The sequence below is a fragment of the Pelistega europaea genome, assembly GCF_013133775.1.
GTDB lineage: Bacteria > Pseudomonadota > Gammaproteobacteria > Burkholderiales > Burkholderiaceae_B > Taylorella > Taylorella europaea.
In genome coordinates this window covers 74,077-87,423 of record NZ_JABGBO010000003.1, presented here as the reverse complement: position 1 = coordinate 87,423, position 13,347 = coordinate 74,077, and the positions used below count along the sequence as shown (strand labels likewise).

At 41.7% G+C, this 13,347-nt stretch carries 13 protein-coding genes; 6 read left to right on the top strand and 7 right to left on the bottom strand.

Annotated features, from left to right (window positions below; genetic code table 11):
* Window positions 1–3: 3 nt before the first annotated feature.
* The 3 genes from pxpB to phoB form a co-directional block, all read right to left on the bottom strand.
* Window positions 4–882, bottom strand: coding sequence for a 5-oxoprolinase subunit PxpB (gene pxpB / locus HKX40_RS03315; protein ID WP_171588149.1), 879 nt, complete (start codon window positions 880–882; stop codon window positions 4–6).
* 102 nt (window positions 883–984) lie between these two features.
* On the bottom strand, window positions 985–2,289 hold the full coding sequence (gene phoR, locus HKX40_RS03310; RefSeq protein WP_171588148.1) for a phosphate regulon sensor histidine kinase PhoR: 1,305 nt from the start codon (window positions 2,287–2,289) through the stop codon (window positions 985–987).
* A 30-nt stretch (window positions 2,290–2,319) separates the two neighbouring features.
* Entirely contained in the window at window positions 2,320–3,048 is a 729-nt protein-coding gene (phoB, locus tag HKX40_RS03305) for a phosphate regulon transcriptional regulator PhoB (RefSeq protein ID WP_171588147.1), read from the bottom strand.
* A gap of 92 nt (window positions 3,049–3,140) precedes the next feature.
* Here phoB and ubiE point away from each other — a divergent pair, with 92 nt between their 5' ends.
* The 5 genes from ubiE to rfaE2 all read left to right on the top strand — a co-directional run bounded on the left by ubiE (window position 3,141) and on the right by rfaE2 (window position 7,994).
* Window positions 3,141–3,902 carry a bifunctional demethylmenaquinone methyltransferase/2-methoxy-6-polyprenyl-1,4-benzoquinol methylase UbiE gene (gene ubiE / locus HKX40_RS03300; protein WP_171588146.1) on the top strand — a complete coding sequence of 254 codons (762 nt, stop codon included), beginning with the start codon at window positions 3,141–3,143 and terminating at the stop codon, window positions 3,900–3,902.
* Between the two features lie 239 nt (window positions 3,903–4,141).
* A complete protein-coding gene (locus HKX40_RS03295; protein ID WP_171588145.1) occupies window positions 4,142–5,176 on the top strand; it encodes a Tim44 domain-containing protein in 1,035 nt (344 codons plus the stop codon).
* Between the two features lie 160 nt (window positions 5,177–5,336).
* Window positions 5,337–5,951, top strand: a complete 615-nt coding sequence (locus HKX40_RS03290; RefSeq protein WP_171588144.1) for a ubiquinone biosynthesis accessory factor UbiJ — start codon at window positions 5,337–5,339, stop codon at window positions 5,949–5,951.
* On the top strand, window positions 5,948–7,510 hold the full coding sequence (ubiB, locus tag HKX40_RS03285; RefSeq protein ID WP_171588143.1) for a ubiquinone biosynthesis regulatory protein kinase UbiB: 1,563 nt from the start codon (window positions 5,948–5,950) through the stop codon (window positions 7,508–7,510). Before HKX40_RS03290 ends, ubiB begins: the two co-directional genes overlap by 4 nt.
* A 4-nt stretch (window positions 7,511–7,514) precedes the next feature.
* Window positions 7,515–7,994, top strand: coding sequence for a D-glycero-beta-D-manno-heptose 1-phosphate adenylyltransferase (rfaE2, locus tag HKX40_RS03280; RefSeq protein WP_171588142.1), 480 nt, complete (start codon window positions 7,515–7,517; stop codon window positions 7,992–7,994).
* A 131-nt stretch (window positions 7,995–8,125) separates the two neighbouring features.
* On the opposite strand, the gene HKX40_RS03275 is transcribed toward rfaE2, so the two are convergent.
* The 4 genes from HKX40_RS03275 to thiD form a co-directional block, all read right to left on the bottom strand.
* Window positions 8,126–8,995, bottom strand: a complete 870-nt coding sequence (locus HKX40_RS03275; RefSeq protein WP_171588141.1) for a heme ABC transporter ATP-binding protein — start codon at window positions 8,993–8,995, stop codon at window positions 8,126–8,128.
* Window positions 8,992–9,924, bottom strand: coding sequence for a FecCD family ABC transporter permease (locus HKX40_RS03270; RefSeq protein ID WP_246233552.1), 933 nt, complete (start codon window positions 9,922–9,924; stop codon window positions 8,992–8,994). Before HKX40_RS03270 ends, HKX40_RS03275 begins: the two co-directional genes overlap by 4 nt.
* A gap of 125 nt (window positions 9,925–10,049) precedes the next feature.
* Window positions 10,050–10,733 carry a protein-L-isoaspartate O-methyltransferase family protein gene (locus tag HKX40_RS03265; RefSeq protein ID WP_171588139.1) on the bottom strand — a complete coding sequence of 228 codons (684 nt, stop codon included), beginning with the start codon at window positions 10,731–10,733 and terminating at the stop codon, window positions 10,050–10,052.
* A 166-nt stretch (window positions 10,734–10,899) separates the two neighbouring features.
* The gene (gene thiD, locus HKX40_RS03260; RefSeq protein WP_171588138.1) at window positions 10,900–11,721 is read right to left on the bottom strand and encodes a bifunctional hydroxymethylpyrimidine kinase/phosphomethylpyrimidine kinase; all 822 of its coding nucleotides are present in this window, start codon (window positions 11,719–11,721) and stop codon (window positions 10,900–10,902) included.
* Between the two features lie 377 nt (window positions 11,722–12,098).
* Here thiD and ppk2 point away from each other — a divergent pair, with 377 nt between their 5' ends.
* The gene (ppk2, locus tag HKX40_RS03255) at window positions 12,099–13,220 is read left to right on the top strand and encodes a polyphosphate kinase 2 (protein ID WP_171588137.1); all 1,122 of its coding nucleotides are present in this window, start codon (window positions 12,099–12,101) and stop codon (window positions 13,218–13,220) included.
* Window positions 13,221–13,347 lie beyond the last annotated feature (127 nt).

Genomic DNA, 13,347 nt, shown 5'->3' with positions numbered 1-13,347 from the left:
GCCTTAAAGAGAAATGTCATTGCTGTTTTGATGAGACGCTATTGAGGGTTGGTTATCATTTTGGCTATCTGTTAATAAATAATCTTTGTCCGTACTGGAGTTATGTTCCTGCTGATAAATCTGTTGGTATTCTTCTTTGGAGATAGGCTTAAAGATAATCATGTCACCAGGTTGATAGGGGGTATGAGGTACTTTATTTGGATTAAAAAGTTTTAAGGGGGCGCGACCTACAATATGCCATCCACCAGGTGTTTCAAATGGGTAAATCACACATTGACGATTAGCAATAGCCACAGCACCAGCAGGTAGTTTAATTCTTGGAGTGGCTCGTCTGGGGACATTGAGCTTTTCATTAAACATTCCCAGATAAGGCATACCAGGAGAAAAGCCTAGCATAAATACACGTATAGGAGTTTGGCTATGCAAGGCAATAATTTCTTCAATGCTTAATGATAATGTATCTGCAAGCTCTGCTAAATCCTCACCGAATTCATAGCAAATAGGGATGGTAATTGGTGTTGTATTATGAAGTTGTGAGGAGGAGTTTGATTGCTCTTCTTTAAGAGTAGATGCCAGTACTTGTTCACAAATTGGTTGAAGCTGTTGACATATTTTAGTAAATGCCTCTTCCCCAAGCATGTCCAAATCATAATAGACACCAACAGTGGTGAAAGTAGGTAAGGCTTCAATAATCCCTTGATGTTGTGGGACTAATTTTGTATTAATATACTCTGCGATACGGATAGCAATGGTATTAACACAAATATCTGGTGTTGCCCCAGTTGTTTGGTGTAATCGAATAATCAGCGTACTATCGCCTTCATATTCAAAATGGTATGAATAAGGAGATAAATTTGAAGGAGGTGAGTTATCCACTGCCATTATTGAGACCGCCTCGTTTATAAATAAAGTATTTGCTGATGTAAAACGGTAGTCTACGTGCTATCGATGTTTCTTGCAAGTAGTGTTTGCTTATGTTGTCTGTTAGATTAGAGATGTTATGCTTTCTTTGGGAAAAACGAGACTAAATGTACTTCCTTTGTGTAGCTTGCTTTTTATATTGAGTTTGGCATGATGGCGCATGGCAATGTGTTTTGTAATAGCAAGACCTAAACCTGTGCCACCTGATGCTCGAGAGCGACTTTTATCTACACGGTAAAAACGCTCTGTAATGCGATGCAAATCACTGCTTGCAATGCCTAATCCAGAGTCTTTTACACTAAAGGTAGGTTCTCCATCATCATTAAGTCCCCAGTACACCTCAATAGTGCCACCTGAAGGGGTATAGCGTACAGCATTAGTGAGTAAATTGGTCATAGCAGAGTTCAGCTCATGTGCATCTCCATTAATCACCAGATTTTCATCAATATCCCAACTAAAATGGTGCTGCCCTGCAGAAAGTGCTTGAATTTGACGTTTGGCTTGTTCTAGTAAGCTAATGACAGGAACGGGTTGTGGATTAACAAGCTGGGTTGACTCCAAAGTAGAAAGCGTCAGTAAATCAGAGACAATAGCTAACATGCGGTTAGCTTGTTCCTGCATAAGATGTTCAAAATGAGTTCGTTGTTCAGGGGAGACTGCTTCTGGAGGTAATTCACGCAGGGTTTCTAGAAAGCCGCTCAGGACCGTGAGTGGAGTACGCAACTCATGGGAAACATTTGCAATAAAGTCTTGCTGAGTTGTACGCAATTTTTCTATCTGGGTATTATCAAAGCAGAGTAGGAGAATATTCTCTGAACTATATTGCATTAGCTCAAACTTAAGATGGTATGGATGTCCATTACGCTCTTCGATACAAAGGTATGGTGTACTCCAGTCTTGTTTGATGACATAGTCATAGAATTTGGGTGAACGGATATAATTGAGAACATTGTAGCCAACGTCTTTTTGATAATCAATATGTAATAATGTATTGGTAGCTTTATTACACCAGCGGATAATATAATGTGTATCTAAGATAACCACAGCAGCCGGAAATGCATTGGCAGCCCATAGGATGTTTTGATTTAGTTGTGATAGGTCTTTTAGATGCGAAGATAAGCTACGAATTGTCTTATAAGTTGGAGTGAGAATGTCTTCATACCTGCCGACAGAGGCGGGAGGTGATTGATTAGGATGAGAGACCCAGCGTTTGATCAATAAGAAATGATAGTTATCCCATAGCAGATAGATAAAAAGCCATATCCCCAAGACAATAAGACCTGTATAACTCCCCTGATGAAGATACTGTGCCAAAAAAGCAAGCAGTAGTCCTATTGCAAGAATGAGAAATGGCTTAATAATACGCATGATAGTAAAAATAACTTTTTAGCAATTTATTTAGCTTTGCTTAGGATAACCCAGATTAGTATTTAAATCGTTATTTTTTGCCATAAAACGATAACCACTTCCCCGTACAGTTTCAATAAGACGGTCATGACCCGTAGGCTCCAAGGCCTTACGCAAGCGTCGGATGTGAACGTCAATGGTACGCTCTTCTAAAAACACATGGTCTCCCCATATTTGGTCAAGCAACTGGTTGCGCGAGAATACGCGATTAGCATGTGTCATAAAGAAATGCAGAATGCGAAATTCAGTAGGCCCTAAGGATAGAGGTTGATCATTACCAGTTACTCGGTGGGCAACAGGGTCAAGGTGCAGTCCTTCAACAGTGATAGCGTCATCTGTGAGTTGTGGCGAACGACGTCTTAATACCGCTTTAATGCGAGCCAACAATTCTTTTGGAGAAAAAGGCTTGGTAATATAATCATCGGCACCACTTTCTAGCCCCTCCACCTTATCTTCTTCTGTGCTTTTGGCAGTTAGCATGATAATAGGAATATCTCTGGTACGTTCGTCTTGGCGTAATGCACGAGCCAGACTTAATCCAGAGGTGGTAGGGAGCATCCAGTCTAATAAAATCAAGTCTGGAAGTTCTGCATTGATTAGGGTTTTTGCCTGCTCTGCATCAAACGCACGTAATACTTTATGGCCCGCAAAGGTCAGATTCACGGCGATGAGCTCTTGAATTGCGGGTTCATCTTCAACAACGAGAATGGTACTTGCCATAATAAGGTAAAATAGAAAAGTTAATAGATAGTAGACGCTATCTTAAATTTCATTTATGTCATGTTTATGACAGTTTAACATTTGTAATAATTATGAGTACTGAAAACAAAACGCCAGACCAAGAAACAACCCATTTCGGCTTTCAGACAGTGAAAGAAAATGAAAAAGCCAACAAGGTTGCTGAAGTGTTCCACTCGGTCGCATCACGCTATGATGTGATGAATGATTTAATGTCGGTAGGTTTACACCGTATTTGGAAGATGTTTACCATTGGTAAATCAAATGTGCGTCCTGGCATGAAGGTGTTGGATATTGCGGCAGGTACCGGTGATTTAACCATGGCGTTTGCCAAGAAAGTTGGTAAAACTGGAGAGGTTTGGCATACCGATATTAATGAATCTATGTTGAGTGTGGGGCGTGACCGCTTAATTGACAAGGGGTTTAGCGTACCTAGTGTGGTGTGTGATGCAGAAGCATTGCCGTTTGACGATAACTATTTTGATATTGTGACGGTGGCATTCGGTTTGCGCAATATGACGCACAAAGATAAAGCCTTAGCAGAGATGTTGCGTGTGCTTAAACCTGGTGGCAAGTTGCTGGTGCTTGAGTTTTCTCGTGTGTACAAGCCGCTAGAGCCTGCTTATGATTGGTATTCATTTAATATTTTGCCTTGGTTAGGCAAGAAAATTGCCAATGATGAGGGCAGTTATCGCTACTTAGCTGAATCTATTCGTATGCACCCAGATCAAGAAACACTTGCCCAGATGATGCGTGATGTAGGGTTCGAACGTGTTAATTATCATAATCTCACGGCAGGTATTACGGCATTACATGAGGGGATTAAGTTACGTTAAAAAGAGATGCTTAGGTGGTTTAACAACTTGCTACCACCTAGTTTTTTTAGGTGAATCTCTACCAAGGTGCCTGATTGTGCTGATGAAATTGATTAGCCAGTCAGGTATTTTTTTGGGGAAATTGTTACACTAGATTACATAAGGCTTGTTTTAGTTGAAACTACGCGTTTTTGCCCATATGTGGAGGGAAGATGCTGTGTTAAACTCGCAGTAAATGTTGTTAATTTTAAAAGGTAGTTATGAACAAATCGAAGATTTTAGCGTTTTTTGCTGTACTTTTTTTGTCACTTCCAATGTTGATGGTGTCTGATGATGCGGAGGCTGCTCGTCGTTTAGGCGGTGGTTTTAGTATTGGTCGCCAATCTAGTAAGGTGACCAAGCCTGCAACTCCTATTATGCGTAATGATGCAAGTAGTACAGCAGGAACAGCAGCTGCACCATCTGCAATGACAGGAGCTAACCGTGCAGGTATGCCTAATGCTCAGCCTCGTAGTGGTTTTTCGCGTTTCTTGGGGCCTATTGCTGGTATTGCAGCAGGATTGGGTATTGCAGCATTATTGTCTAGTCTGGGTCTGAGTGGCGTTTTCTTGGAGTTCATGTCTAGTTTGGTATTAATCGGGCTGGTTGTGTTTGGTGTAATGTTTATCCTACGCCGTTTACGCGGTGTACAGCCTGCTCCAGCAGGTGCGTCTAAGTCAGGAGCATCAGATTTCTTTAAATCAGCAACCCAACCCAATACAAGTGCCCCCCATTCAGCGGATGTCCCTCAAAGTTTCCGTACAGGAAATACAACCTCATGGAATACTACTAGCGGAGAAACAGGCTTCGCTTCTCCTGCAAGTACTGTGTCTACTGGCGACAATCCATCGACTGATGATAACTGGTTTATCCCTGCTGGTTTTGATACACATGCATTTTTGCAAGAAGCGAAAAAGCAGTTTGTATTGATTCAATCTTTGTGGGATGCTGGGGATATTAATCGCTTGCATCAATATCTCACTGATGATCTGGTAAAAGAAATCACTGCTCAGATTACAGAGCAAGCGGGACAGCATAAAACTGAGGTGGTTTTATTAAATGCTGAGTTGCTTGGTATGGAAAAAATTAAAGATCATGGGTTTGATGGGCATCTTGCAAGTGTACGTTTCTCTGGTATGCTACGTGAAGAAGCAAATCAACCAGCGTTCCGTTTTGAGGAAGTGTGGAATTTGTATAAATCAGATAATAGCGGTTGGTTATTAGCAGGGATTCAACAAATTCCCGTACAAAATTAAGTATAGAAGTAAGCAGGTCGAAGATAAAAGAGATTGATTTTATTTATATAGAATTGTTTGATTATTATCTGAAGCCTTTTCTTCATATCACCCTGATTGGCATTGCTAGTCAGGGTTTTTTGTTAAACTACGTACTTATTTGACTCTTGTTGTGATTGGTATGTTGCCTTTTATCCCCTCACCTAAGCAGGTTGCCGTATCTGTGTTAAATGCTTTGATTCGTCGAGAAGACTGGGCTCAGCGGAAAATACGTATGCATGCAGGTAAGTTTATCCGCCTGAACATAGCGCAGTTCCAGTTATCATTGGAAATTTTACCCTCTGGTGAGGTTGTGTTAGCTCAGGAAGATGTAGCCCCTAATGTCACCTTAACAATGGACGACGAGGGTGTGCGTGCATTGCCTAAGTTATGGCGAGAAGGTGGTGATATGGATAGTATTGCTTCGCTATTACATGTTCAAGGCGAGGCAGGATTGGCTCAGCTGGTGTCTGAATTAGCTCATAATTTGCGCTGGGATGTGGAAGCAGAGTTGCATCACCTGGTTGGACCCTTTATGGCAAATATCTTGCTAAGTGCTTTTCAGCAGGCACGCCAATTAGGGAAAAAAGCTAGTGAGAAAGGACTAGAGAAGACCAAAGCCTTTCTTGCACAGGACTATCATGTTGTCATTCAACAACCACAGTTGCAAGCACTCAAAGAGGATATTCAACAATTACATGGTGCGATTGGACAACTAGAGCAACGCATACAAAAATTACAAAGGTTTAATCCATGAGATTATTACGGTTAATTCGCATTAGTTTTATCTGCTGGCGTTATGGCCTAGACGAATTATTGCTGGAAAGTATTCATCATCCTGTGGCGTCATTCTTGATGAAAGTAACTCGGTTGGGTCGTAAATATACTGAACCACGAGGGCAAAGGTTACGAGAGGCCTTGGAGCATTTAGGTCCTATTTTTGTGAAGTTTGGGCAAGTGCTATCTACTCGTCGTGATTTGGTTCCACTAGATATTGCAGATGAATTGGCGTTGTTGCAGGATAAGGTTCCTCCTTTCCCATCAGCACAGGCTGTTGCCATGATTGAGAAATCGCTAGGTAAGCCACTCAAGGAGCTTTATGCCGAATTTAATTTGACACCTGTGGCGTCAGCTTCTGTGGCACAAGTCCATGAGGCCTATTTATTTACCGGACAAAAAGTTGCTGTGAAAGTGCTTCGCCCTGGTATGTTAGCCGTGATTGAAAAAGACCTTGCTTTGATGCGGTCATTTGCTAGTATTGTGCAGCGCTATATCCCTGATGGCAAACGACTAAAGCCCAAAGAGGTTGTTGCCGAGTTTGATCAGTATTTACATGATGAATTGGACTTGCAAATAGAGGCTTCTAATTGCAGTCAATTAAGACGCAACTTTGCTAACCCCAAACGTGCTGGGTTATTACGTGTGCCTGAGGTGTTCTGGGACTATACTTCACGTAATGTCTTTACTATGGAGTGGATGGAGGGGATACCTAGTGGTCGAGTTGATATTCTGCGTGAAAAAGGCGTAGATATTCAGAAATTAGCTCGCATGGGGGTGGAAATTTTCTTCACACAAGTTTTTGAAGATGGTTTTTTTCATGCAGATATGCATCCTGGAAATATTCTTGTGTCTGTATCACCAGAGACCTTTGGTCAATATGTAGCGGTAGATTTTGGTATTGTAGGCTCATTATCGGAGTTTGACAAAAACTATCTGGCACAGAATTTTCTGGCTTTCTTTCAACGGGATTATCGTCGAGTTGCACAGCTACATATTGAATCAGGATGGGTACCCCCAGATACACGGGAGGAGCAGTTGGAGGGTGCGGTACGTGCAGTTTGTGAACCGTATTTTGATCGTCCTTTGGCGGAAATCAGTTTGGGACAAGTGTTGATGCGTCTATTTCAAACCTCCCGTCGTTTTAATGTAGAAATTCAGCCCCAGTTAGTATTGCTACAAAAAACGCTGCTTAATGTAGAGGGGATGGGGCGTGAACTCGACCCGAATTTAGACTTATGGCAAACAGCTAAGCCGTTTTTAGAAAAATGGATGTGGCAACGCATTGGTCCCGAAGGGATGTACAAACAGTTAAAAAAAGAGGCAGCACAATGGTCAAATATCTTACCAACCCTGCCTCGTTTGCTTGCACAAAATCTTTCTAGAGAGCATCATGCTGGTGAAGTGTTGCAAGTGCTGCAAGAGTTGAAACAGCAGCAACAGCGTCGAAATCGTTGGTCGGCAATAACAGCAGTGGTATTAAGCTGCTTTCTGGTAATCACGTTAGTAGGTATTTTCTTGGTAATGAATAAAGGGTAGTCACATGGCTCAGTTTGAACAAAAAATTCTCTCCCCTGATGAGATTGCAGAAAAGTTGAGAAATGGTGAATTACCTCGCCCCTGCATTTTTACCAATGGGGTGTTTGATATTCTTCATCGTGGTCATGTGACCTACCTTGAGGCTGCACGTCAGCTAGGTGCTTGTTTAGTGGTGGGTGTCAATACTGATGCCTCGGTTAAGCGTCTTGGTAAAGCACCAGACCGTCCATTTAATACGCTTGAAGACCGTCAGGCTTTACTTGCAGCTTTGGCCAGCACGGATGCAGTGACTTTTTTTGATGAAGATACTCCTTATGAATTAATCGCGAAATTACGTCCTGATATGATTGTGAAAGGTGGCGATTATGATATGAGTAAGCTGCCTGAGACAGCACTTGTACATCAATGGGGAGGTAAAGCCGTAGCGATTGATTTTGAGCATGACCGTTCAACCACGGCATTGGTGAAGAAAATTAAAGCCTAGCAATTTAGGTCTAGTAAACCATTAGCATGGTAGCTACTCTCCCAATGTGGGAGTCTAGTGCATCAGAATTTTCTAACCTATTTCAGTTGTAGTTAATGGTGAGGCTGTTGATGAACAAGGGCTGATTAAAGCTATTCTACTTCTTCCCACACGATAAAGACTTTATCTGGGCTTAATGGATGAGGGAAAGGGTGTCCTCTCAGGCCATAAGTTGCTTCTAGATTATCAGCATTGAGAACCTCTTTTGGGGGGCCTTGGGTGATGGTTTTCCCTTGTGAAAGCAATACGAGTCGGTCACAATAGAAAGCAGCCAGATTGACGTCATGAAGTACCAAAAATACACCTATATGTAATTCTTTGGCGAGCTGTTTTAAGGTCTTTAATAAAGATTGTTGATGCTTAGGATCTAAACTTGATGTTGGCTCATCCAATAAACAATAACGAGGTTGGTGTATGTCATGTTGCAGCAGAAGTTGTACTAATACACGGGCAAACTGTACACGTTGTTTTTCTCCTCCAGAAAGCTGTTGATAAGGTCTGTGAGTTAGATGCTTAATATTAGCCCAAGTCAGAGCCTGTTGTACAACTTCATCCAAGTTGCTGATATTAGAAAATGGATATGCTCCCATTTCCACAATATCAAGTACAGCTAAATTGAAATCTAGTTGGGTATTTTGTGTGAGTACGGCACGATGTTGGGCTAGGATTTTAGGTGGCGTTTGACGAACGTTGAGTTCATTGAGCTGTACTTTCCCAGAGGGTATAGGGAGTGCTAGATTTTCGCCAGCGATGACTGCAGTGAAAGTGGATTTCCCCGCACCATTAGCTCCAAGTAAGGCAACCATCTCTCCAGGGAGAACTTGAATATCCGCTTTATCAAGGATGGTTTGCCCAGCGTGTCCAGTCACAGTGACATGCTGCGCCTCAAGTAGATATTTCACGGTGGGGGCAGATGTGACTGTTGACTGATATGATGAAGAGGGGCTGTGTTGATGCTTCATAACTGACGTTGACGAAGTAATAAGTATAAAAAGAAAGGGCCGCCCAATAGGCTTGTTAATAAACCAACTGGTAACTCTGCTGGGATAATAATTGTTCGAGCAATACTGTCTGCTATTGACAGCACTAATGCTCCTCCGAGCATTGCAGCAGGTAACAGATATTTGTGGTTGGCACCCAATAGCATACGTAGAATATGAGGAACAATCAGTCCTATAAAGCTAATTCCTCCTGTAATGGCTACGCAGGGGCCTACGATAAAGGCAATTCCGATAGTTAGATGGTACCGCAGCTTCTTAATAGAAAATCCCAAATGACTTAACTCTCTTTCTCCAAGCAGGAGAGCATTTAGTGCCTGCCATTGTGAAGACAGAAAGATAAACCACAAGATAGACCAGGGAATAAGGTAGGAGAGGATAGACCATGAACCATTGGAGAGACTTCCCATGCTCCAGAACATGAGGTTGCGAAGTTGGGTATCATTTGCGATGTAGGTTAGTAGACCAATGATACTAAAGGCAATAGCGTTAATAGCAATACCTGCAAGGAGTAAACCTGAGACTCCATTAAAGCGTTTACCTACCAGATAAGCACATATTGTTGCTAGGAAACTTCCCATAAAAGCATAACTTGCAATAAAAGGTAGGCTAGCATTAAATAAAACAATGGCTATTACTGCCCCTAGTGCAGCTCCAGAGGAGACCCCTAGTAATCCTGGTTCAGCTAATGGGTTGCGAAACAGTGCTTGCATTACTGTCCCTGCTACTGCTAATACAGCACCTACCACCATAGACAGCAGGAGACGAGGTAAACGAATTTCTAGTAAGACTTGATGTAGCAGAAGCTCATGAGGTTGAGCTTTGTTAAATAAGAGACGAGGAATGTCGCTCCAAGGGATAGTTACTGCACCCAGATGCAGTGCCAGCAACATTGAGAGAATAAGAAAGAAGGTCAGGGAGCAGAAAAAAAGTATTTTGGAGCGGGACATTGCCATATTAGGGGGATGACTTGGCATTCTTATGCGCCGATATGGCTACCGGCGCATGGAGACAGCACTTAAAATTTAAAGCGTGAAACAGTAGTGCCTCGCAAAGGCTTGATATAAGTCTCTTGTAGCACTTCCTCGCTAAATTCAGAGGCACTAAGGCGAGTTACTTTGATTAGTTTCATATCGCTACGACAGGTGCCGACCACAACAACTAAACGTCCACCAATAGCAAGTTTGTATTTTAAAGAGTCAGATAGACTTGGTAACGAACTAGTGACGAGAATCGCTTGGTATTCTACGGAGCCTCCCCAGCCATTTTGACCATCGCCAACCTCTACCTTGACATTGGTGATATGATTCTTTTCAAGATTTGCTTTGGCAAAAGCCGCAATGTGTGGATTAATCTCAATACTGGTCACATGTGTGCATAGACGACTTAATAGTGCAGCTTGGAAACCACTACCAGTACCGATTTCAAGAACGGTGTCAGTTGGTTTTAACTCAAGTGCTTCAGCAAAACGAGCCTCAAGACGAGGAACCAACATAGTTTCATAAGTCTGAGCACCTTCCACCTCAATAGGAATTTCAGTGTCGGTGTAAGCAATGTTTTTATACTTATCACAGACAAATGCATCACGCGATAAGCCAAGTAAGGCACCTAAGACTTTTTCATCAAGAATGCCCGCAGGACGAATCTGCTGCTCAATCATGTTAAAACGGCTTTTTTCTAGTAAAGATGGCAAAGTGCTCATAGAAAACTCTTAAATATCAAAAGCAAATAACCTAATCATTTTACCGCATAATTAAAGAGAATTTACACTAGAGGGTTAGGAGTAAAAGAAAATGCCGTTGACCTAGAGAGGTAAACGGCATGTGGAATATTCAGTCAATCAAGAAAGGCTATCAAGAGAGTAGAGCCTAGCTCTGAGCTGCCCATAATTGCTGAAAGTGGTGAATCGGACCATGTCCTTTACCAACAGATAGTTCATCTGCATGACGAATAGCATTATGTACAAAAGCAATAGCTTGGTGAGTAGCTTCAGGTACATTTTGTAGGCGAGCTTGTAGTGCACAAATCGCGGAGGAGAGAGAGCAACCTGTGCCATGAGTATTCTTGGTTTGAATCTTTTGGTTAGGAATTTCAATCATCTTATCGCCATTAAACAGCAGGTCTATTGTGTCGCTTCCTGATAAATGCCCCCCCTTTAATAATACCCAACGTTCGGACTTATCGGACATTAACTTATGTAAATCTTCTGCAAACTTGTACATTTCCTTTGGGGTTTCTGGTGTGCTACGTTGGAGCATCACTCCAGCTTCAGGGAGATTGGGTGTAATCATATGGGCTTGAGTAACCAGTGCCTCAATCAAGGCAGAAACCGCTTTTTCTTCAAGCAATAAATCCCCACTTTTGGCGACCATCACAGGGTCCAACACAATAAATGGAGGGCTATATTTCTCAAGTTTATCTGCTACAACTTTAATCACAGAATCACACCCTAGCATCCCAATTTTAACTCCGTCAATGCGAACATCTTCAAACAACGTATCTATTTGAAGTCCGATAAAATCAGGGGCAATCGGAAGAATACCTGTGACACTACATGTGTTTTGTGCTGTTAAGGCTGCAATGACGGCGGTTGAAAAGGTTCCCAACGCACTCATTGTTTTGACATCAGCAAGAACACCTGCACCGCCAGATGGATCCACTCCTGCAATTGTTAGTGTGTTTTTAATCATATTCTTCCTTGTTGTGATGAATTAAAAGAGTGACATGAAATTTAGATAGATGATTTTATGGTTAATCATGTCCATATCTCTATAGTAAAGATAATTAGTGTTATCTTACCATCAGTGTTACGGAATTAGGGGGAGCTTTTTATCCCCATTGAAATTTGTTGTTTAGATTTTAAATTGGTTAGGTAAAAAATTTTAAATAGGTCTGGTTAAAAATTTAATAAGCCCTATTTTGTTTAAGGTTTTATCAGTCATGATGGAAAATTTTATAAATTTCATTATGAAACAGGAGTAAAATAGAGGTATATCAATGCAGCAGTAATAAGTAATTGATGCGACTTTTTGTTATCGTTTTTTAATCAAATAGTAAGGAAAGTTATATGGCTACAGCAAAGAAAAAAACTGCGCCCCGTAAGGCGATTGAGGGAGATACTATCACTGGTCGTTCTAAGACACAGACACGTAGTAACGTAGTAAAAAATCGCGTGCGTGAGCGTGTTGACAAAGAAAGTGCAGCAGTTGCTGGAGCACTAGAGTCAAAGGATAAAGATAAATCTGTACATAGTCTATTAGAGGGTTTGTCTGCTGATGACCGCAAAGCCTTGCTTAAATTATTACGTGAAGAAAAACGTAAACTTGACAGTGAGAAAGTAGATAATCCTGACAATGTATTAGTGGAAAATTGGCAGGAAGCAGGTGTGTATCCTTATCGTTATTTGATGAGCCGCCGCAATTATGAGTTCCAAAAATACAATCTTCAAGTTGAGTTGCTCAAACTTCAACAGTGGGTGCAAGAAACAGGCTCTCGTTTAGTTATCTTATTCGAGGGTCGAGATGCGGCAGGTAAGGGTGGTACGATTAAGCGTTTTATGGAGCATTTGAACCCTCGTTTTGCTCGTGTAGTGGCTCTGCAAAAACCTACTGAGGTTGAGAGTGGTCAATGGTATTTCCAACGCTATGTACAACATTTACCTACCAAAGGTGAAATCGTGTTGTTTGACCGTTCTTGGTACAACCGTGCTGGTGTAGAACGCGTAATGGGCTTCTGCACTGATGCACAGTACAACGAATTTATGCGTCAGGCACCAGAGTTTGAACGTAACCTTGTGCGTAGTGGCATTGTGTTAATTAAGTTCTGGTTCTCTGTGAGCCGTGATGAACAACGTCGTCGTTTCCGTGAGCGTAAGAATCACCCATTAAAACAATGGAAACTTTCTCCTATTGATATGGCTTCATTAGATAAATGGGACGACTACACTAAGGCAAAAGAAGCTATGTTCTTCTACACTGACACTAGCGATGCTCCATGGACAGTGGTTAAGTCTAACTGTAAGAAACGTGCTCGTCTAAATGCAATGCGTTATGTGCTACATAAATTTAACTATAAGAACCGCGATAATAAAGCTATCGGTAAAGTAGACCCACTTATTGTTGGTCGCTCTAATGTGATTTATGAATCAGGTGAAAGCGCAGTAGTGGAATCTGTGGAAGGAGCTAAATAAACCACGCGATTTTTGTGTGGATGCTCTGCCAGTTATGACGGTTATATAAGGCATCTGATAAGTTGATATTGTCTGCCTTGGATCGTTGTGGCAATGTTTAGAGGGGGTTCAGCATATGAACCCCCTT